This is a genomic window from Variovorax sp. WS11, assembly GCF_010499245.1.
Classification (GTDB): Bacteria; Pseudomonadota; Gammaproteobacteria; order Burkholderiales; family Burkholderiaceae_C; genus Variovorax.
The window spans coordinates 1,154,265-1,172,856 of record NZ_JAAGOW010000001.1; the positions used below are offsets into that span (position 1 = coordinate 1,154,265).

The 18,592-nt window shown below is 68.2% G+C and carries 16 protein-coding genes and 1 tRNA gene; 7 read left to right on the forward strand and 10 right to left on the reverse strand.

The window, feature by feature from the left end:
• Nucleotides 1-32: 32 nt before the first annotated feature.
• From GXN78_RS05940 to GXN78_RS05960, 5 genes are all read right to left on the reverse strand, one after another.
• Nucleotides 33-263 carry a hypothetical protein gene (locus GXN78_RS05940; RefSeq protein WP_239142620.1) on the reverse strand — a complete coding sequence of 77 codons (231 nt, stop codon included), beginning with the start codon at nucleotides 261-263 and terminating at the stop codon, nucleotides 33-35.
• A gap of 136 nt (nucleotides 264-399) precedes the next feature.
• Nucleotides 400-1,281, reverse strand: coding sequence for a ZIP family metal transporter (locus GXN78_RS05945; protein WP_106555229.1), 882 nt, complete (start codon nucleotides 1,279-1,281; stop codon nucleotides 400-402).
• Nucleotides 1,282-1,349: 68 nt separating this feature from the next.
• Nucleotides 1,350-2,258, reverse strand: a complete 909-nt coding sequence (locus GXN78_RS05950; RefSeq protein WP_106555228.1) for a dienelactone hydrolase family protein — start codon at nucleotides 2,256-2,258, stop codon at nucleotides 1,350-1,352.
• A 75-nt stretch (nucleotides 2,259-2,333) separates the two neighbouring features.
• Nucleotides 2,334-3,092 carry an amino acid racemase gene (locus tag GXN78_RS05955; RefSeq protein ID WP_106555227.1) on the reverse strand — a complete coding sequence of 253 codons (759 nt, stop codon included), beginning with the start codon at nucleotides 3,090-3,092 and terminating at the stop codon, nucleotides 2,334-2,336.
• A gap of 30 nt (nucleotides 3,093-3,122) precedes the next feature.
• Nucleotides 3,123-4,004 (reverse strand): transporter substrate-binding domain-containing protein, encoded by an 882-nt coding sequence (locus GXN78_RS05960; protein WP_106555226.1) that lies wholly within the window; start codon nucleotides 4,002-4,004, stop codon nucleotides 3,123-3,125.
• A 218-nt stretch (nucleotides 4,005-4,222) separates the two neighbouring features.
• Between GXN78_RS05960 and GXN78_RS05965 the strand changes: the two genes are divergently transcribed.
• Nucleotides 4,223-5,434, forward strand: a complete 1,212-nt coding sequence (locus tag GXN78_RS05965; RefSeq protein ID WP_106555225.1) for a D-amino acid dehydrogenase — start codon at nucleotides 4,223-4,225, stop codon at nucleotides 5,432-5,434.
• Here GXN78_RS05965 and GXN78_RS05970 read toward each other — a convergent pair.
• The 3 genes from GXN78_RS05970 to polA are packed head-to-tail and all read right to left on the reverse strand — an operon-like array spanning nucleotide 5,431 to nucleotide 10,463.
• Nucleotides 5,431-6,333, reverse strand: coding sequence for a LysR family transcriptional regulator (locus tag GXN78_RS05970; protein WP_106555224.1), 903 nt, complete (start codon nucleotides 6,331-6,333; stop codon nucleotides 5,431-5,433). The two genes, GXN78_RS05965 and GXN78_RS05970, sit on opposite strands and share 4 nt — an antisense overlap.
• Before the next feature lie 13 nt (nucleotides 6,334-6,346).
• Nucleotides 6,347-7,633 carry a M20/M25/M40 family metallo-hydrolase gene (locus GXN78_RS05975; protein WP_106555223.1) on the reverse strand — a complete coding sequence of 429 codons (1,287 nt, stop codon included), beginning with the start codon at nucleotides 7,631-7,633 and terminating at the stop codon, nucleotides 6,347-6,349.
• 37 nt (nucleotides 7,634-7,670) lie between these two features.
• Nucleotides 7,671-10,463 (reverse strand): DNA polymerase I, encoded by a 2,793-nt coding sequence (polA, locus tag GXN78_RS05980; RefSeq protein ID WP_106555222.1) that lies wholly within the window; start codon nucleotides 10,461-10,463, stop codon nucleotides 7,671-7,673.
• 97 nt (nucleotides 10,464-10,560) lie between these two features.
• On the opposite strand from polA, the gene GXN78_RS05985 reads away from it, so the two are divergent.
• The 3 genes from GXN78_RS05985 to GXN78_RS05995 are packed head-to-tail and all read left to right on the forward strand — an operon-like array spanning nucleotide 10,561 to nucleotide 12,788.
• A complete protein-coding gene (locus GXN78_RS05985) occupies nucleotides 10,561-10,914 on the forward strand; it encodes a hypothetical protein (protein ID WP_106555221.1) in 354 nt (117 codons plus the stop codon).
• Between the two features lie 5 nt (nucleotides 10,915-10,919).
• Entirely contained in the window at nucleotides 10,920-11,969 is a 1,050-nt protein-coding gene (locus tag GXN78_RS05990) for a homoserine kinase (protein WP_106555220.1), read from the forward strand.
• Between the two features lie 15 nt (nucleotides 11,970-11,984).
• On the forward strand, nucleotides 11,985-12,788 hold the full coding sequence (locus GXN78_RS05995) for a BPSS1780 family membrane protein (RefSeq protein WP_106555219.1): 804 nt from the start codon (nucleotides 11,985-11,987) through the stop codon (nucleotides 12,786-12,788).
• A 22-nt stretch (nucleotides 12,789-12,810) separates the two neighbouring features.
• Here GXN78_RS05995 and GXN78_RS06000 read toward each other — a convergent pair whose 3' ends face one another.
• Nucleotides 12,811-15,180, reverse strand: coding sequence for a UvrD-helicase domain-containing protein (locus GXN78_RS06000; RefSeq protein WP_106555218.1), 2,370 nt, complete (start codon nucleotides 15,178-15,180; stop codon nucleotides 12,811-12,813).
• 205 nt (nucleotides 15,181-15,385) lie between these two features.
• On the opposite strand from GXN78_RS06000, the gene GXN78_RS06005 reads away from it, so the two are divergent.
• Nucleotides 15,386-16,363 (forward strand): GMP reductase, encoded by a 978-nt coding sequence (locus tag GXN78_RS06005; RefSeq protein ID WP_106555217.1) that lies wholly within the window; start codon nucleotides 15,386-15,388, stop codon nucleotides 16,361-16,363.
• 52 nt (nucleotides 16,364-16,415) lie between these two features.
• Nucleotides 16,416-16,491, forward strand: a tRNA-Ala gene (locus GXN78_RS06010).
• Nucleotides 16,492-16,546: 55 nt separating this feature from the next.
• Here the strand turns inward: GXN78_RS06010 and GXN78_RS06015 are convergent.
• Nucleotides 16,547-17,254, reverse strand: coding sequence for an SDR family NAD(P)-dependent oxidoreductase (locus GXN78_RS06015; protein WP_106555216.1), 708 nt, complete (start codon nucleotides 17,252-17,254; stop codon nucleotides 16,547-16,549).
• A gap of 104 nt (nucleotides 17,255-17,358) precedes the next feature.
• Here GXN78_RS06015 and bktB point away from each other — a divergent pair, with 104 nt between their 5' ends.
• Complete coding sequence (gene bktB / locus GXN78_RS06020; RefSeq protein WP_106555215.1) at nucleotides 17,359-18,540, forward strand: beta-ketothiolase BktB; 1,182 nt, start codon at nucleotides 17,359-17,361, stop codon at nucleotides 18,538-18,540.
• Nucleotides 18,541-18,592 lie beyond the last annotated feature (52 nt).

Consider the following 18,592-nt stretch of genomic DNA (forward strand, 5'->3'; position numbering starts at 1 on the left):
GCCCAGGGTCCGGCGCAAGCCGGCGCGCCCGATCAGTCCGGCGCCTGCATGACGCGGTCGAACTCCTCGTCGGCCGGCACGTTGTCGGCGTCGAGTTCGCTGGCGTCGCTCAGGTCGATGCCGGTTTCCTCGGAGAGCTCGTCGAACACCTCGGCGTCTTCCTCGTCCACGGCTTCTTCTGCAGACAGCTCGTCGTCCTCGATTTGTTCGTCCGGCTCGTCGACGGGATCGACGGAACGCAGCGGGGGATCGGCGCGGTTCATGATCGGCTCCTAGAGGCTGTTTGGCTCGCGGTGAGGCAAGCCCCCAAGTGTGAGCCTCCTCGCTCGACTTGGGTAGCCCCGAGTTTGCAACCGGCTGCAGAGCCGTCTTGTCGGAATGCGCCGCGTCCGAGCGGCTTCAGTGCTTGTGCCCGTGTTCCTCGTGGGCCGGGTCGGCGTGCTCGTGCGCATGGCCGTGCTCGCCGTGGGCCAGGCGGCTCACGCCCATGACCAGCAGGAGCCCGGCGGCGAGCCAGGCGACTTGCCACGCGGTCTGGCGCGCGCTCAGGCGTTTCTGCAGCTGCGGGATCAGGTCGGCCAGCGCCACGTAAACGAAGCTGCTGGAAGCCAGCACCAGGAAGTAAGGCAGCCAGCCATGGAGCTGGTCGACCAGCCACCACCCGGCCACGCCGCCCAGCGCCGTCATGGTGCCGGCGAGCGACACCTTGACCAGCGCGGCCCGCGCATCGGGCGAGCTCTGGCGCAGCACCACCAGATCGCCGATGTGATGCGGCACCTCGTGCGCCAGCACCGCGAGCGCCGCGACCAAGCCCAGGCGCAGGTCGGCGATGAAGGCCGAGGCGATCAGGATGCCGTCGCCGAAGCAATGCACGCTGTCGCCGGTGAGCACGGCCCAGCCGCCGCTTTTGCGCTGGTGATCGTGGCCGTGCCCGTGCCCGTGCGCGTGTGCGTGCGCGTGCCCGTGGTCGTGGTGCGCGCCCTCGCCATGGTGATGCTCGTGGCCGTGGTGCCAGAGCTCCGCCTTGTCGAGCAGGAAGAAAAGCACCAGCCCGCCGAGCAGCACGCCGAACAGCAGGCCCGGCTCGATGCGGCTCTCGAAGGCCTCAGGCAGCAGGTGCATGAAGGCGGTGGCCAGCAGCGCGCCGGCCGCCAGGCTCAGCAGGTGCTGCGGATCGACGCCGCCGCCGCTGCGCACACCCACGCGCAGCAGCAACGCTGCGATCCAGACACTTCCGATGCCGGCAACCAGGGTCGCGGCGATGATGACGAACAGGTTCATGACGGCTTCAACAAAGAAAACAAAAAGCCGCCCATCGGGACGGCTTTCGGCGGAAAGCGGTGCTCGCCTCAGTCCACGCCGTGGTTCTTGAACCAGGCCAGGGCGCGCTTCCAGCCGTCCTCGGCCGCGCTCGCGACGTAGCTCGGCCGGTAGTCGGCGTGGAAGGCGTGGCCCGCTTCGGGGTACACGACGAACTGGGAGGCCTTGGCCGCCGGCGAACCGTTGGCCAGAGCTGCCTTCATCTTATCAACCGTGTCAAGCGCGATGCCCTGGTCCTTGCCGCCATAGAGGCCGAGCACCGGCGCCTTCAGCTCGGCGACCAGGTCGATCGGGTGCTTCGGCGTCAGCGCGCTGGGCTGGCCGACCAGGCGGCCGTACCAGGCGACGCCGGCCTTGACCTTGCCGGTGGCCGCATAGAGCCAGACGATGCGGCCGCCCCAGCAGAAGCCAGTGATGGCGGCCTCGCCGACGTCGCCGCCGTTGGCCGCGGCGTACTTCAGGGCGCCGTCGAGGTCGGCCATGACCTGCGCGTCGGGCACCTTGCTGACCACTTCGGCCTGCAGCTTCGGGATGTCGGTGTAGGCGCGCGGATCGCCCTGGCGCGCATAGAGCTCGGGCGCGATCGCGAAGTAGCCGGCCTTGGCGAAGCGGCGGCAGGTGTCGGCGATGTACTCGTGCACGCCGAAAATTTCCTGCACCACCAGCACCACGGGCAGCCCGGTCTTGCCGGTGGGGGCTGCCGCATAGGCCGGCACGTCGAAGCCGTTCACGTTGTACTTGACGGGACCGGCCTTGAGGCCTTCGACGGGTGTGCTGATCGCGGTCTGGGCGGCGATGGGCAGCGTGGCTGCCGCGTAGCCGACGCCGATGGCGGCCTTGAGGGCGGTGCGGCGCGTGGCGCCGTCCACCGTGCTTTCGCCCGGGCGGAGCGAATCGAATTCGGCCTGGAGATCGGAACCGGTCTGAACATTGGGCATGGGATGCGGACTCCTCTGGGATAGACGGACAAGGGAGGGGCTGCGCAGGGCGCGCAGAGGCCGCACTGTAGGCGATCAGGCGTGACCGTGCTGTGAAGCCCCGTCGTAGGCCCGCACGGCGAGCGCCGAGGCCAGCACCTGCGCCGGATCGACCAGCTGCAGCCCTGAAACTGCCGCCGAGTTTTGCAGCCCCAGCGGAATCTCGGTGCAGCCCATGACGATGGCGACCGGACCATGCCGGTGGGCCAGCTGCAGCGCGACCCGGCTGAAGCAATCCTCGGCCAGACGCAGGTCGCCGGCCTTCACGCCCTCGTAGATGCCGCGCATCAGCAGCTTGCGCTCCCCGGCCAGCGGCAGGTGGCAAGCCAGGCCCGCATCGGCCATCGCCCGCTCGTAGAGGCCGACGCGGTAAGTACCCTCGCTCGCCATCAGCGCCGTGTCGCGTACGCCCTCCGCCGCCAGCTGCGCCGAGACCTCGCGCGCCACGTGCAACACCTCGATCTGCGGGAAGCGCTCCTGCAGCGTGGCATGCCAGGCATGGGCCGTATTGCAGGCGATCGCCACGGCGCGGCTGCCGAGGGCAGCGAGCCGGCCCAGGGCCTGCAGCATGGGCTCCAAGGGCTGATGGGCGCCGAGCGCGGTCGATTCGAGCGCACCGCTGCGGTCGGGCACCGGCACCTGCGCCAGCCAGTGCTCGGGGAAGGCCTGGTCGCGCACCGGCTCGCCGCGCTCGCGCATCAGCCGGGCGCAGGCCTCGACGAAGAGGCGCACGAAGTCGGCACCCGCCGCCGGGCCCATGCCGCCCAGGATGCCCACCGTGTGCGACTTCAGCATCACGCCCCCTGCTCCGACCAACGCTTGCGCTCAGGTTGCTGGCTTGTCGCTCGGCGCCTTGATGTTGTCACGCAGCTGCTGGCTCATCGGCAGGTTCAGCGGCACGTTCTTCGGCGGGATCGGCTGGAGGAACCACTTGGTGTACATCTTCTCGAACTCGCCGCTCTTCATCAGGCCGACGAAGGTGTCGTCCACCAGCTTCTTGAACGCCGCGTCGTCCTTGGCCAGCATGCAAGCGTAGGGCTCGACCTGCAGCGCCTCGCCCACCACCTCGAACTCGGCGGGGTTCTTGGCATTGGCCATCAGTCCGTACAGCAGGATGTCGTCCATCGCGAAAGCCACCGCGCGGCCGCTCTCGACCAGCAGGAAGGCGTCGGCATGGTCCTTGGCCAGCACGATGTCCATGTCGAGGTTTTTCTCGGCGTTGTACTTGCGCATGACCAGCGCGTTGGTGGTGCCGGTCGTGCTGGTGACCGTCTTCTTGGCGAGGTCGGCGTAGTCCTTGATGTTGGACGACTTCTTCACCACCAGGCGCGTGCCCGTGTAGAAGTGGTTGACGGCGAAGCTCACGTCCTTGGCACGTGCGCTGTTGTTGGTGGTGGAGCCGCACTCCAGATCGATGGTGCCGTTGCTCAGCAGCGGGATGCGGTTCTGCGAGGTCACGGCCATCAGCGCCACCTCGAGGTTGGGCTTGTTGAGCTTCTTCTTGACCGCGTCGACCACCGCATTGGACAGCTCGACCGAGAAGCCGATCGGCTTGCCTCCATCCAGGTAGCTGAAAGGCACCGAGGACTCGCGGTAGGCGAGCGTGATCTTGCCCGAGGCGGCGATCTTGGCCAGGGTGTCGGCTGCTTGCGCGCCCGTTGCGACGGCGGCGAGCACCACGGCAGCCATCAATGCAGAAATCTTCATGCGAGCCCTTTCGGTCGATTGGAATATGTTGCGGAGTGTAGGAACGATTCACGCCGAGCTCACAATTCCTTTTGCGGGCACGGCCATGATCAAAAGTTATGGGCCTCGTGTTCGGGGCATGAGCTTTGGCTATGGCTTGCCCCGCTTTTGGCATTTCACGCACCCGCGGCCACCGCCTAGAGTCGGCGCTTTCCATTCGAGCGACAGGAAGAAGCGTCATGCATGTGGGTGTGCTGGGTGCCGGCATCGTGGGCCTGGCCACGGCCTGGCAGTTGAGCCGTCGGGGCTTCCAGGTGAGCGTGGTCGACCGCGCGGTGCCCGGGTCCGGCGCCAGCGGCGGCAATGGCGCGCAGTTGAGCTACTCCTACGTGCAGCCGCTGGCGGATCCGTCGATCTGGAAGCAGCTGCCCAAGCTACTGTTCTCGCCCTCCTCCCCGCTCAAGCTGCGGCCGCAGCTCGATCCGCTGCAGTGGCGCTGGGGCCTCGCCTTTCTGGCGGCCTGCAATGCCCGCACCTCTCACCAGACCACGGCGCAGCTGCTCGCACTCGCGGCCGAGAGCCGCACCGCCTTCGAGGCCATGCTGGCCGAGCTCGAGCCCGACTGCGATTTCTCCGGCACCGGCAAGCTGGTGCTGTACGGCAGCGCCGCCTCGCTGGAGAGCGCGCGCCGGCAGCTCGAGCTGCAGCGCGCGATGGGCAGCGAGCAGCGCCTGGTCACGCCCGACGAATGCATCGCGATCGAGCCGGCGCTCGCGGCCTACCGCACGCAGATGGCCGGCGCCATCCACACGCCCAGCGAGTGCGCGGCCGATTGTCTCAAGCTCTGCATCGCGCTGGAACGTGCGCTGCGGGCGCGCGGCGTGCGCTTCCTGCTCGACTGCGAGGTGCAGGGCTTCGACCGGCGAAACGGTCGCGTCGCCGCCGTGCAGACCGGCGCGGGTGACCTGGAGGCAGACGCCTTCGTCATGGCCCTGGGCGCCGCCTCGCACCGACTCGGCCGCCAGCTCGGCGCCTACCTGCCGGTGTATCCGCTCAAGGGCTACAGCATCACGGTCGACGTGGACCCGGCCGCGGACGCCGCCCCGCGCGTGAGCGTGACCGACAGCGCGCGCAAGGTGGTGTTCGCGCGCATCGGTTCCCGGCTGCGCGTGGCAGGCATGGCCGAGCTGGTGGGGCACGATGCCAGCATTCCGGCGACGCGCATCGAAACGCTGGCCGCAGCGACCCGAGCGGTCTTCCCGCAGGCGAGCCGCCTGGAGGCGCTGCACCCCTGGGCCGGCATGCGCCCGGCCACGCCGACGGGCGTCCCGATCATCGGGCGCTTGGCCGACGCACCTTCGAACATGCTGTTCAACACCGGCCACGGCGCGCTGGGTTTCACCCTGGCCTTCGGCTCAGCAGAGCGCGTGGCGCGGCAATTGGCGGCTTAGGCCATCCCCTCGATCGCCTCGCGCATGCAGCGGGTGATGCCGCGCACCGGCACCGAATCGGGCCGCTCGGCAAAACGCAAGGCGCGGATGGGCACCGGGATGCGCGGCTCCAGTGCCAGCACATCCACCTTGTCGCGATCGGCCGAGCTGGCGGTGCATCCATCGACCAGGGCCACGCCCAGCCCGTGGTGCGCCATGGCCAGCGCCGCGTGATAGGTCTGCACCGTGACCACCGCCTGCTGAAAGCCCACGCCCGCCTGCCGGCAGGCCTGGCTCAGGCTGGTGCCGACCGGGTCGCGGCTGTCCAGCCCCACCACAGGCAGCTTGACCAGGTCATGCAGCGCCGCCGAGCCGTTGCGCACCAGCGCGCGCGGCAGCATGCCCTTGGGCGCGATGCACACCATCCGGCTGTCGGCCAGCGCCTCCTGCGTGAGCGAGGGATGCACCGCGGGACTGAAGGCGAAGCCCACGTCCGCCTCCTGCCGCAGCAGCGCCGACATGATCTGCGGCGAGTGCAGCGATTCCACCGTGACGGCGATGCCCGGATGCTTCTGCCGGAAGGCCTTGAGCGCGCGCGGCAGCACCTCGTAGCTCAGCGCGAGCACGGTGAGGATGCGCAGCTCGCCCGCATCGCTGGCCGTGCGCAGGTTGGCCGCCAGCCGCTGCACTTCGTCGAGCTGCGCGAACAGGCGCTCGATGTGCGGATAGAGCGCCTGCGCCTCGGTGGTCGGCGTGAGCCGTCCCTTGGCGCGCTGGAACAGCGGGAAGCCCAACTGGATCTCCGCGTGCTGCAGCGTGCGGCTGACGGCCGGCTGCGTGATGTTGATGAGCCTGGCCGCCGCGCTCACGCTGCCGGTGAGCATGATGGCGTTGAAGACCTCGATGTGGCGCAGGCGCATCGCGCGGTTTGGCTTACTTGCCGACCTTGCCGCGCGAGATGTCCATCACCATCCGCGTCGCCAGGTAAAGCCGCGGCTCGATGGAGTCGATCAGCACGTACTCGGCATCGGCCGAGTGCGCGCCGAAGCCCTGCAGGCCGAAGCGCTCCACCACCGGCGCCTTGGTCTTCAGCGCGGCAAAGGCCGCATCGGTGCCGCCGCCGGCCACCTTATCGTCGGCGCCCAGTTCGCGGCCCAGCTCCTTGTAGACCGCCTGCGCATGCGCGGCCAGCGCGCGCGAGGCATCGGTGGCCTCCAGCGGCGGGCGGCGGCGCTCGAACTTCATCTCGACCTTGGCCTCGGGGATCAGCTGCTTCTTGACGCGCTCCTGCACCTGCTTCTCGATGCGGTCGTAGTCGCTGACCTTCAGCACACGCACGTCGGCCCCGGCGCTGGCCGACGCCGGGATCACGTTTCGGTTGGTGCCCGACTTCGAGATGGTCCAGTTCATCTTGAGCCCGGTGGCCGGATCGGACAGGTCGCGCATCTGGAGAATCTGGTGCGAGAGCTCGTAGAGCGCGTTCACGCCCAGCTCGGGCGCCGAGCCCGCGTGCGAGGCCTTGCCCGTGACGTTGAGCGAGACCGAGGCGATGCCGGCGGTGGCGAGCGAGAGCTTGTCCTCCTTGATCGAGGCGCCCTCGTACGACATCACCACGTCGTGCTCCGCGCCGAGCCGGCTGATGAGCGCGCGGGAGCCGGGGGAGCTGATCTCTTCATCCCCGTTGATCAGCACCGTCAGCGTGCCGTACTCCTTGAAGTCCAGCGCCTTCAGCAGCGCCACCGTGTGCAGGATGACGGCCACGCCCTGCTTGTCGTCGGCGATGCCGAGGCCGTAGGCCTTGTCGCCTTCGATGCGGAAGGGCTGCTTGTTGAGCATGCCGATCTGGTAGACCGTGTCCATGTGAGCGATCAGCATGATCTTCTTGCTGCCCGTGCCCTTGAAGGTGGCGCGCACCGCCTTGCCGATCTTCTCCGGCGTGTCTTCCATGCGGTAGGCCTCGGCCGTCGGGTCGACCAGCTCGACCTGGCCGCCCATCGCCTTGAGGCGTTCGGCGATCAGGTTGGCGATCTTGTCCAGGCCTTCGAGGTCGCGGCTGCCCGACTCGATGGAGACCAGCTGCTTGAGGGTGTCGAGCAGCACGGGCTTTTCCTTGGCGGCCAGCGCGGCGATGCGATCGTCGGGTGCGGCCGAAGCCATGCCGAGCCAGGCGGCGCAGACGGCGCCGAGGGCGAAGGTGCGGAGGCAATGCGAGAACTTCATTCGTGTGTCTTTCCTTGGGTCTTGTCTTTGTCTTCTTTCAATGCGCCTTGTCCCAGTTGGGACCAAAGCCGATCTCGGCCAGCAGCGGAACCTTGAGCTCCGCCACGCCGGCCATGAGCCGCGGGATCTCGCTGCGGACCCAGTCGGCTTCATCTTCGGGCACCTCGAACACCAGTTCGTCGTGTACCTGCATGATCATCTTGGTGCGGCGCTTCTCGGCGTCGAGCACCTGCTGCACCTTGACCATGCTGAGCTTGATCAGGTCGGCCGCCGTGCCCTGCATCGGCGCATTGATGGCGGCGCGCTCGGCACCGCCGCGGCGCGGTCCGTTGGGCGAGTTGATCTCGGGCAGGTAGAGGCGGCGGCCGAACACGGTCTCCACGTAGCCCCGCTGCTTGGCCAGGGCCTTGGTCTCGTCCATGTAGACCTTCACGCCCGGGTAGCGCGCGAAGTAGCGGTCGATGTAAGAGGCCGCGGCCTTGGTCTCGATGCCGAGGTTGCGCGCCAGGCCGAAGCTGCTCATGCCGTAGATCAGCCCGAAGTTGATGACCTTGGCGTAGCGGCGCTGCTCGCTCGACACCTGGTCCACCGCCACGCCGAAGACCTCGGCCGCGGTCGCACGGTGCACGTCGATGCCCTCGGTAAAGGCGCGCAGCAGCGACGCGTCGCCGCTGATGTGGGCCATGATGCGCAGCTCGATCTGCGAGTAGTCGGAGCTCGCGATCACGCTGCCCGCCGGGGCCACGAAGGCCTCGCGCACGCGGCGGCCTTCGGGCGTGCGGATCGGGATGTTCTGCAGGTTGGGATCGTTGCTCGACAGGCGCCCCGTCACTGCCACCGCCTGTGCATAGTGCGTGTGGACCCGGCCCGAGCGCGGATGGGCCAGCTGGCCCAGCTTGTCGGTGTAGGTACCCTTGAGCTTGGAGAGGCCGCGGTGCTCGAGGATCTTGGCCGGCAGCGGGAAGTCCTCGGCCAGCTTCTCCAGCACCTCCTCGTCGGTGCTCGGCGCGCCGCTGGGCGTCTTCTTGACGACCGGCAGGCCCAGCTTGGTGAAAAAGACTTCGCCGATCTGCTTGGGCGAGCCCAGGTTGAAGGGCTGGCCCGCGAGCTCGTAGGCCTCCTGCTCCAGGGCCAGGATGCGCTTGGCCAGCTCGTTGCTTTGCGCGGCCAGCATGGGCGCGTCGATCATCACGCCGTTGCGCTCGACGCGGTAGAGCGTTTCGCTGGAAGCCATCTCCAGCTCGTAGACGAAGCGCAGCTTGTCGTCGGCCTGCAGCTTCGGCCAGAGCGCGAGGTGCACGTCCAGCGTCTGGTCGGAGTCCTCGCAGGCGTACTCGGCCGCCTTCTCGATCGACACCTGGCTGAAGGGAATCTGGTGCGCGCCCTTGCCGCACAGGTCCTCGTAGTCGATCCCGCTGCGGCCCAGGTGACGCTCGGCCAGGCTGGCCAGGCCGTGCGGCTTGTGCACTTCGAGCACGTAGCTCTGCAGCATGGTGTCGTGCGCGTAGCCCTGCACCTCGATGCCGTGGTTGGCGAACACGTGGCGGTCGTACTTGACGTGCTGGCCCAGCTTCTTCTTCGCGCCGTCCTCCAGCCAGGGCTTGAGCTTCGCGAGCACCTCGTCGCGCGGCAGCTGCGCCGGCGCGTCGCCGTAGTTGTGGGCCACGGGGATGTAGGCCGCCTCGCCGGGCTTGACGCTGAAGCTGATGCCCACGATCTCGGCATGGATCTCGTCCAGCGAGGTGGTCTCGGTGTCCAGCGCGACCAGCTCGGCCGCCTCGACCTTCGCCAGCCAGGTGTCGAAGAGCTCCCAGCTCAGCACGGTGTCGTAGGCCAGGTTGGTGGCCTTGGCCGCGGCGTCGGCGGCCGGCTCCTCGAGCAGGCCGGTGCCGCCCTCGGGGCCGCGCTTCGCCTTGTTCTCCTCGATCAGCTCGGGCGGGACTTCGTGCGCCTCCAGCGTCTTCACCAGGCTCTTGAAGCCGTACTTCTCGTAGAAGCCCTTCAGCGGCTCGACCTGCTGCGGGCCGATGGCGATGCCGTCGAGCGCGGGCAGCCCGGACACGTGGCCGTCGAGCTCGCAGTCGGTGCGGATGGTCACCAGTCGCTTGCCCTGCGGCAGCCAGTCGAGCGCCTTGCGCAGGTTCTCGCCGGCCTGGCCCTTGACCTCGCCGGCGCGCGCGATCAGCGCATCGAGCGAGCCGTACTCCAGCAGCCACTTCGCGGCCGTCTTCGGGCCCACCTTCTCCACGCCGGGCACGTTGTCCACGGTGTCGCCCACCAGCGTCTGGTAGTCGACCATCAAGCGGGGCGGCACGCCGAACTCGGCCGTCACGCCGGCCACGTCGCGCTTCTTGCCGTTCATGGTGTCGATGATGGTGATGTGCTCGTCGACCAACTGGCTCAGGTCCTTGTCGCCGCTGGAGACGATCACCTCGACGCCCTGGTTCGCCGCGGTGCGCGCCAGGGTGCCGATCACGTCGTCGGCCTCGACGTCGGGCACGCACAGCACCGGCCAGCCCAAAAGCCTCACCACCTCGTGGATGGGCTCGACCTGGCTGCGCAGGTCATCGGGCATCGGCGAACGGTTGGCCTTGTACTGGGGATACCACGCGTCCCTGAAGGTCTTTCCCGGCGCGTCGAAGATGCAGGCGGCGTAGTCGGCCCGCACCTCGCGGCGCAGCAACTGCAGCATGTTGATCATTCCGCGGATGGCGCCCGTCGCCGGGCTGCCGGGGTCGCCCGGCACCGCGCGCAGGTCGGGCATCGCGTGGAAGGCTCGGTAGAGGTAGCTCGAGCCGTCCACGAGCAGCAATGTTTTCTTGTCGGTCATCGGGGCATTTTGCCGTGCCGCGCTCGGGCGCCCGCACGACGGCGAGCGTCGCCACCGGCTGACAGCGGCCCACGGGGCCGCCGCCTACAATCGCCGCATGTCCTCCACTCCTCTTCTGCTCGCCCGCGGCGCCCTACTGGCCGCGCTGGCCTGTGCCGCACCGCTGGCCGCCGTTCATGCCCAGAGCGCACCGCCGCCCGACGCGACCCAGGCCACGCCCGAGTCGCCGCGCAGCAACCAGAAGATCGAGCACATCCGCGTCGAGGATTCCGGCGCCCGCGTCGACGAAGTGCGCTACGGCGGCCAGACCCAGAGCATCTCGGTGCAGCCCAAGGCGAACGTGCCCTCCTACGAAGTGCTGCCGAACAATACCGGGCGCGACCGGCAGAGCCAGACCGAGACCGGCGGCAACGGCAACGGCGCGCGGGTCTGGAACGTGCTCAAGTTCTAAGAGCTGTGGCGGTCTTCACCGAAGTCGGGTTCGACGAAGCCGATGCGCTGGTCCAGCGCGTCGGCCTGGGCTCGCTCACCGCCCTGCGAGGCATCGAGGGCGGCATCGAGAACACCAACTACTTCGCGAGCACCGCGTCAGGCGAATTCGTCCTGACGCTGTTCGAGCGCCTGGGCCCGGAGCAGCTGCCCTATTACCTCTGCCTGATGAAGCACCTGGCGTCGCGCGGCATTCCGGTGCCGGAGCCGGTGGCCGACCCGGCGATCGCGCCGCCCAGCGGACACGCGCTCTCCATCCCGGCCAATGCGCCCTGCGAGTTCCTGCACCGGGTCGCGGGCAAGCCGGCGGCGCTCGTGCAGCGGCTCGAGGGCAAGAGCGAGCTGGCCCCCACGGCCGCCCATTGCGCCGAGCTGGGCCGCCTGCTGGCGCGCATGCACCAGGCGGCCCGCGACTTCCCCCGCATCCAGCCCAACCTGCGCGGCCTGGCCTGGTGGAACGACACCGCGCCGGTGGTGCTGCCCTACCTCGAAGCACCGCAAGCGGCACTGCTCCAGAGCGAGCTGGCCTACCAGAACCACGTCGCCGAGTCCTCGGCCTATGCGGCGCTGCCGCGAGGTCCGGTGCACGCCGACCTGTTCCGCGACAACGCGATGTTCGCCACCGAGGGCGATTCGCCACACCTCACCGGCGTGTTCGACTTCTACTTCGCCGGCACCGACACCTGGCTCTTCGACCTGGCGGTGTGCCTCAACGACTGGGCGATCGACCTGCCCACCGGCCGGCACGACGCGCTGCGCGCCGACGCCCTGCTGGCTGCCTACGGCACCGTGCGACCGCTGACCGCCGCCGAGCGCGCCCTGCTGCCCGCCATGCTGCGCGCCGCGGCCCTGCGCTTCTGGATCTCGCGGCTGTGGGACTTCCACCTGCCGCGCGAGGCGAGCATCCTCAAGGCCCATGACCCGACCCACTTCGAGCGCGTGCTGCGCGAACGCTCGCGGGCGCCGGCCGCATCCTTCTCTTCCAGCGCCGCCCTCGGCGAGCCGCAGGCCGCCTGAGGGGCCTGTCCACCCATGAAACTGAACCTCGTGCCGGCACGCACTGGCGCCGAATGGGTCCGCATCGGACTCAAGACCTTCTGGCGGCAGCCGTTGGCCTTCATTTCGCTGTTCTTCCTGTTCATGGCCTCGATCTCGATCGCCTCGCAGCTGCCGCTGGTCGGCAGCGTGCTGGCGCCGATCCTGCTGCCCTTCATGACGCTGGGCCTGATGGTGGCCACCTCGGTCGCCTACGCCAACGACCGGCAGAAGCCCGCCGCGCCGGCCATGTTCACCGCCGCCGCGGAAGCGGTGCGAAGCGAGTGGAAGCCGATGATCGTGCTGGGCCTGATCTCGGCCGCCTACTTCGTGGTGGTGGTGGGCCTCTCGGCCCTGATGGACGACGGCTACCTGGCGCGCGCCTACCTGCTCGACGAGACGCTGTCGGCCGAGGTGATGGCCAGCAGCGACTTCCAGACCGCCCGCCTCTTCGTCATGGTGCTCAACCTCCCGCTGTCGCTGGCCATGTGGCATGCGCCGGCGCTGGTGCACTGGCACCACGTGGAGCCCGTGAAGAGCCTGTTCTTCAGCCTGGTCGCGCTGTTCCGCAACTTCGGCGCCTACGCGATGTTCTGCCTCTCGTGGTTCGGTGTGTTCCTGGCCGCGGGCATCGGCATCGGGCTGGTGGCCACGGTGCTGGTCGGCGTCGGCGCGATCGGCATGGGCGGCGGCGCCTCGGCCATCGGCGGTGCGCTGATGATCGGCAGCGCGCTGGTGCTGGCGGCGATGTCGCTGAGCTCGACTTGGTTCACGTTCAGGGATAGCTTCCAGGCGGACTGAGCGGGCGAATTCGCATCCGCCGTTAGACCGGCGTCAGCTTCGCCACCGACAGCGCCAGCCACTTGATGCCGTGGCGCGGGAAGTTGACCTGCGCCCGTGCATCGTCCCCGCTGCCTTCGAGCGCCAGCACGGTGCCCTCGCCGAACTTGTTGTGGAAGACCTGCATGCCCGAACGCAGGCCATGCGAAGGCGCGGCCTTTTGCGGCGGCACGGGCGGGCTGGCGAAGCTCTCCTTGCTGCTGCCGTAGCTGCCGCCGCGCGTGCTCGCGTAGCCCCCGCCGTAGCCGAAGGCCGAGGGCGTGAAGCCCTGGTTCTTCGGCGTCAGCCACTTGAGTGCGGTCTCGGGCAGCTCCTCGAAGAAGCGGCTCTTCACGTTGTAGCGGGTCTGGCCGTGCAGCATGCGGGTCTGCGAATGGCTCAGGTACAGGCGCTGGCGGGCGCGCGTGATGGCCACGTACATCAGGCGACGCTCCTCCTCCAGGCTTTCGTGGTCGGACAGGGAGTTCTCATGCGGGAACAGGCCCTCCTCCATGCCGGTGATGAACACGCAATCGAACTCCAGGCCCTTGGCCGCGTGCACGGTCATCAGCTGCACCGCGTCCTGCCCGGCCTGCGCCTGGTTGTCGCCCGATTCCAGGGCGGCGTGCGTCAGGAAGGCGGCGAGCGGGCTCATGGTCTCGCCGGTCTCGGCGTCCGGCGCCAGCGGCTCGTCGGTGATCGGCAGGTTCGGATCGAGGCCCTGGCTGGCCGGCGACTGGCGCAGCTCGTCGACCGGCATCGCCACAGCGTCGCGGCCGAAGCCTTCCTGCGTGACGAAGCTCTCGGCCGCGTTGACCAGCTCCTCCAGGTTCTCGATGCGGTCGGCGCCTTCGCGCTCGCTGCGGTAGTGCTCGATCAGGCCGCTGTGCTGCAGCACCAGCTCGATGATCTCGCGCAGCGACAGGCCCTGTGTCTGCTCGCGCAGCACGTCGATCTTGGCGACGAAGGCCGACAGGTTGGCACCGGCCTTGCCGCCGACGGCGGCGACCGCATCGTGCAGCGATCGGCCCGCGGCACGGGCCGCGTCCTGCAGCTGCTCGATGCTGCGCGCGCCGATGCCGCGCGGTGGAAAGTTGACGATGCGCAGGAAGCTGGTGTCGTCGTCCTTGTTCTCCAGCAGGCGCAGGTAGGCCAGCGCATGCTTGATCTCGGCGCGCTCGAAGAAGCGCAGGCCGCCGTAGACGCGGTAGGGCACGGCAGCATTGAAGAGCGCCGTCTCGATCACCCGGCTCTGCGCGTTGCTGCGGTAGAGCACCGCCATCTCCTTGCGATCGATGCCGTCGCGCACCAGCTGGCGCATCTCCTCCACCATCCACTGCGCCTCGGCGAAGTCGCTGGTGGATTCGTAGACGCGCACCGGCTCGCCGGGGCCCTGGTCGGTGCGCAGGTTCTTGCCCAACCGCTTTTTGTTGTGGCTGATCAGCGCGTTGGCCGAATCGAGGATGTTGCTGTAGCTGCGGTAGTTCTGCTCCAGCTTGATCTGGTGCGTGACCTCGAACTCCTGCACGAAATCGGCCATGTTGCCCACCCGCGCGCCGCGGAAGGCATAGATGCTCTGGTCGTCGTCACCCACCGCGAGCACGCTGTTGTCGCCGGGGACGAAGCGGCTCTCCACCGTTTGGCCGGCCAGCATCTTGATCCAGGCGTACTGCAGGCGGTTGGTGTCCTGGAACTCGTCGATCAGGATGTGGCGGAAGCGCCGCTGGTAGTGCTCGCGCACCGGGTCGTTGTCGCGCAGCAGCTCGTAGCTGCGCAGCATCAGCTCGCCGAAGTCGACCACGCCTTCGCGCTGGCACTGCTCCTCGTAGAGCTGGTAGAGCTCGACCTTCTTGCGGTCGTCCTCATTGCGGGTCTCGACGTCGCGCGGCCGCAGGCCGTCTTCCTTGGCGCCGGCGATGAACCACTGGGTCTGCTTGGCCGGGAAGCGCTCCTCGTCGACGTTGAACTGCTTCATCAGCCGCTTGATGGCCGAGAGCTGGTCCTGGGTGTCGAGGATCTGGAACGTCGAAGGCAGTCCGGCCAGCTTCCAGTGGGCACGAAGGAGGCGGTTGCACAGGCCGTGGAAGGTGCCGATCCACATGCCGCGCGCGTTGATCGGCAGCATCGCGGTGAGGCGCGCCAGCATTTCCTTGGCCGCCTTGTTGGTGAAGGTGACGGCCAGGATGCCGCCGGGCGAGACCTGGCCGGTCTGCAGCAGCCAGGCGATGCGGGTCGTCAGCACCCGCGTCTTGCCGGAGCCGGCGCCCGCGAGGATCAGGGCGTTGCCCGCCGGCAGCGTGACGGCAGCGAGCTGCTCGGGGTTGAGGTTGTGGAGCAGCGGCGAATCGGCCGTGGCCGCGGGGTCGGTGAACATCCGTCGATTGTAGAAAGCCCCGCGTATGGGGGTTATATGAAAACGTGCCTGCGCGCGGCGCGGTCCGGGCGCGTAAAATCAATCACCGGGCCCAAGTTTCTTGCGCCCGGTTTTTTGTGCGCGTTTTCTTTGCGAAACGCGCCCGAAAGCCGGCCAGACCAAGCGCTCTATCGTTCTTCAACGACCCTTCCAGGAGCTTGGTTCCATGCAGATCTTCGACTACGACAACATCCTCCTCCTGCCGCGCAAATGCGTGGTGGAGAGCCGTTCCGAGTGCGACGCCAGCGTCACGCTCGGCGGCCGCAGCTTCCGCATCCCGACGGTGCCGGCCAACATGAAGACGGTGGTCGACGAGACCATCTGCACCTGGCTGGCGCAGAACGGCTACTTCTACGTGATGCATCGCTTCGACCTCGACAACGTGCAGCTCGTGAAGGACATGCACGCCAAGGGCGTCTTCGCCTCGATCTCGCTGGGCGTCAAGAAGGCGGACTACGAGACGGTCGACCGTCTGGTCGCCGAGGGCCTGGCGCCCGAGTACATCACCATCGACATCGCGCACGGCCATGCCGACACGGTGAAGAACATGATCGCGCACCTCAAGAAGAAGCTGCCCAAGGCCTTCGTCATCGCGGGCAACGTGGGCACGCCCGAGGCGGTGATCGACCTCGAGAACTGGGGCGCCGACGCGACCAAGGTCGGCATCGGCCCGGGCAAGGTCTGCATCACCAAGCTCAAGACCGGCTTCGGCACGGGCGGCTGGCAACTGTCGGCGCTCAAGTGGTGCGGGCGGGTGGCGACCAAGCCGATCATTGCCGACGGCGGCATCCGCGACCACGGCGACATCGCCAAGAGCATCCGCTTCGGCGCCTCGATGGTGATGATCGGCTCGCTATTCGCCGGTCACGAGGAGTCGCCGGGCAAGACGGTGGAAGTCGACGGCGCGCTCTTCAAGGAGTACTACGGCTCGGCCAGCGACTTCAACAAGGGCGAGTACAAGCACGTCGAGGGCAAGCGCATCCTCGAGCCGATCAAGGGCAAGCTGGCCGACACGCTGATCGAGATGGAGCAGGACATCCAGAGCTCCATCAGCTACGCGGGCGGGCGCAAGCTCATGGACATCCGCAAGGTCAACTACGTCACGCTGGGCGGCGACAACGCGGGCGAGCACCTGCTGATGTAAGACGCCGATCACGCTGGGGCCTCTCGATTCTGGTTAGAATTCGGCCTGCGTTGGGGGGGTAGCTCAGCTGGGAGAGCGCCGCGTTCGCAATGCGGAGGTCGTGAGTTCGATCCTCATCCTCTCCACCAACTCTTCTCATGAGGCCTCGGCATCCGCCGGGGCCTTTTTGTTTTCGAGCCTCCTTCAGGCGTCCAGCGTCAGGTGCTGGCCGTGCAGCGCGGCGGCCGCGGGCGAGGCCAGGAAGCCGATGGTCTGGGCGGCCACCGCGGTCGACACCCAGCTCTCGGGCTTGGCATCGGGCATGGCCTGGCGGTTGGCGGGCGTGTCCAGCGTGCTGGGGGCGATGCTGTTCACCGTGATGCCGTGCGACGCCAGTTCGGCGGCCGAGGCTTCGACCAGCCGCTGCAGCGCGCTCTTGGACGCGATGTAGGCCGCCATGGCGGCGGCGCCCCGCGCCGCGCCCTTGGCGGTGACGGCGACCACGCTGCCGGCCTTGCGCTCGATCATCGAGGGCACCAGCGCCTGCGAGACCGCGACGAAAGACCAGGCGTTCAGGTTCATCATGCGGTCCCAGGCCGGGCGGCTCAGCGCATGCACCTCTTCGCCCATCTCGAAGCCGCCGGCAATGTGCACCAGCGCATCCACGTGCTTGAAGGCTGCCAGGATGCGGCCGGCAACCTCTCCCATGCTCTCCACGGATGTCACGTCAGCCTCGAGCAACAGGTGTTGCGAGTTGTCCAGTCCCGGGAAGACGTTGACGATGTGCTCCATCCGGTGGTCGAGCAGGGCGATGCGGGCGCCCTGGTCCAGGAAGTGCTGCACGACGGCGCGGCCCAGCGCGCCGGCGGCGCCGGTCACCACGACGTGGCGAGGGGTGTTGGGGTCGATCATTTGGCGGCTCCTAGTTCGGGCAGGCATCGTAACGCCGCGGTCACGCAGGAAACGTGCATCATTGACCCTTTCCCCCTCCCCTTTCCCTGCACCGGAGACTTGTCATGAAAGAAGTGGTTGTTGTCAGCGGCGTTCGCACCGCGATCGGTACCTTCGGCGGAGCGCTCAAGGACGTCCCGCCAACGAAACTCGCCGCACTGGTGACCCAGGAGGCGCTGGCACGCGCCAAGGTCGACGGCAAGGACGTGGGCCACGTGGTCTTCGGCCACGTGGTCAACACCGAGCCGCGCGACATGTACATGGCCCGCGTGGCCGCCATCGAGGGCGGCTGCGCCCAGGAGACCCCGGCCCTCACCGTCAACCGCCTCTGCGGCTCGGGCCTGCAGGCGATCGTGAGCGCGGCGCAGAGCATCCAGCTCGGCGACGCGAAGGTGGCCGTCGGCGGCGGCGCCGAGAACATGAGCCGCGCCCCGCTGTCCTCGCTCACCGCGCGCTGGGGCGTGCGCATGGGCGACACCAAGCTGGTGGACATGATGATCGGCGCGCTGCACGACCCCTTCGAGAACATCCACATGGGCGTGACGGCCGAGAACGTCGCCAAGAAGTGGAACATCAGCCGCGAGACGCAGGACCAGACGGCGCTGACGAGCCACCAGCGCGCGCAGAAGGCGATCGAGGCCGGCTATTTCAAGAGCCAGATCGTCCCGGTGCCGCTGCAGAGCCGCAAGGGCCCGACGCAGTTCGACACCGACGAGCATGTGCGCTTCGACGCCAAGATCGAAGACATGACCAAGCTCAAGCCCGCCTTCCTCAAGGAGAACGGCACGGTGACCGCCGGCAACGCCTCGGGCATCAACGACGCGGCCGCAGCCGTGGTGCTGATGGAGAAGGAAGAAGCGGCGCGCCGCGGCCTCAAGCCGATGGCGCGCATCGTGGCCTACGCCTTCGCCGGCGTGGACCCGAACTACATGGGCATCGGGCCGGTGCCGGCCTCGCGCAAGGCGCTGGAGAAGGCGGGTCTCAAGGCTTCGGACATGGACGTGGTCGAGGCCAACGAGGCCTTCGCCGCGCAGGCCTGCGCGGTGACGCAAGACCTCGGCCTGGACCCCGCGAAGGTGAACCCCAACGGCTCCGGCATCTCGCTCGGCCACCCGATCGGCGCCACCGGCGCGCTGATCACGGTCAAGGCGCTATACGAACTGGAGCGCATCCAGGGCCGCTACGCGCTGGTGACCATGTGCATCGGCGGCGGCCAAGGCATCGCGTGCATTTTTGAGCGCAGCTGAGCGGAGGGCACAAACATTCTGGCTATAATCTTTGGATTGCCTGAATGACAGC

Excerpts from the sequence above, each read along its gene's own strand:
- GXN78_RS05940 (WP_239142620.1), bottom strand. The coding sequence starts at position 263 with ATGAACCGCGCCGATCCCCCGCTGCGTTCCGTCGATCCCGTCGACGAG.
- GXN78_RS05945 (WP_106555229.1), bottom strand. The coding sequence starts at position 1,281 with ATGAACCTGTTCGTCATCATCGCCGCGACCCTGGTTGCCGGCATCGGA.
- GXN78_RS05950 (WP_106555228.1), bottom strand. The coding sequence starts at position 2,258 with ATGCCCAATGTTCAGACCGGTTCCGATCTCCAGGCCGAATTCGATTCG.
- GXN78_RS05955 (WP_106555227.1), bottom strand. The coding sequence starts at position 3,092 with ATGCTGAAGTCGCACACGGTGGGCATCCTGGGCGGCATGGGCCCGGCG.
- GXN78_RS05960 (WP_106555226.1), bottom strand. The coding sequence starts at position 4,004 with ATGAAGATTTCTGCATTGATGGCTGCCGTGGTGCTCGCCGCCGTCGCA.
- GXN78_RS05965 (WP_106555225.1), top strand. The coding sequence starts at position 4,223 with ATGCATGTGGGTGTGCTGGGTGCCGGCATCGTGGGCCTGGCCACGGCC.
- GXN78_RS05970 (WP_106555224.1), bottom strand. The coding sequence starts at position 6,333 with ATGCGCCTGCGCCACATCGAGGTCTTCAACGCCATCATGCTCACCGGC.
- GXN78_RS05975 (WP_106555223.1), bottom strand. The coding sequence starts at position 7,633 with ATGAAGTTCTCGCATTGCCTCCGCACCTTCGCCCTCGGCGCCGTCTGC.
- polA (WP_106555222.1), bottom strand. The coding sequence starts at position 10,463 with ATGACCGACAAGAAAACATTGCTGCTCGTGGACGGCTCGAGCTACCTC.
- GXN78_RS05985 (WP_106555221.1), top strand. The coding sequence starts at position 10,561 with ATGTCCTCCACTCCTCTTCTGCTCGCCCGCGGCGCCCTACTGGCCGCG.
- GXN78_RS05995 (WP_106555219.1), top strand. The coding sequence starts at position 11,985 with ATGAAACTGAACCTCGTGCCGGCACGCACTGGCGCCGAATGGGTCCGC.
- GXN78_RS06000 (WP_106555218.1), bottom strand. The coding sequence starts at position 15,180 with ATGTTCACCGACCCCGCGGCCACGGCCGATTCGCCGCTGCTCCACAAC.
- GXN78_RS06005 (WP_106555217.1), top strand. The coding sequence starts at position 15,386 with ATGCAGATCTTCGACTACGACAACATCCTCCTCCTGCCGCGCAAATGC.
- GXN78_RS06015 (WP_106555216.1), bottom strand. The coding sequence starts at position 17,254 with ATGATCGACCCCAACACCCCTCGCCACGTCGTGGTGACCGGCGCCGCC.
- bktB (WP_106555215.1), top strand. The coding sequence starts at position 17,359 with ATGAAAGAAGTGGTTGTTGTCAGCGGCGTTCGCACCGCGATCGGTACC.